Below are 464 nucleotides of genomic sequence, written 5' to 3' on the forward strand. Positions count from 1 at the left end.
TGAGTAAAAATCTGTTGAATTTCTTGAATCAGAACTCGCAGGTTTACAGGTTCATAACAAAGTTCTAATTTACCGGCTTCAATTTTGGATAAATCCAGAATGTCATTAATCAATCCCAACAGACTTTTACCACTGGCAGTTAGTGTGTTTAAATATGATTGTGCTTGTGGTTCAGTCACAATTGATTGCAGCAAGTCAGCAAAGCCCAAAATTGCATTCATGGGTGTACGAATTTCGTGGCTCATATTAGCTAGAAACTCACTTTTAGCTTTGTTAGCAGTTTCGGCTTCTTGTTTAGCTAGTTCTAAAGCTAAGTTATTCCTGGTTAATTCTTGTTGTGCTTGTGCATCTTTGAGGGCAATGGCTAAATATTTGGCCACTTCGGAAAGCACGGCAATTTCATGCCCTTGCCAAGTTTTGGGGGTGGGTGAATCAAAACAGAGTAAACCTACTAATTTGTCTGA

The 464-nt window shown here is 38.6% G+C and carries 1 protein-coding gene; it reads right to left on the reverse strand.

What is annotated here, in order from left to right; genetic code table 11:
• On the reverse strand, positions 1-464 hold a 464-nt coding region (locus A3775_RS00220; RefSeq protein ID WP_304439280.1), incomplete at both ends, for a GAF domain-containing hybrid sensor histidine kinase/response regulator.

Source organism: Anabaena sp. 4-3 (assembly GCF_001597745.1).
GTDB lineage: Bacteria > Cyanobacteriota > Cyanobacteriia > Cyanobacteriales > Nostocaceae > Trichormus.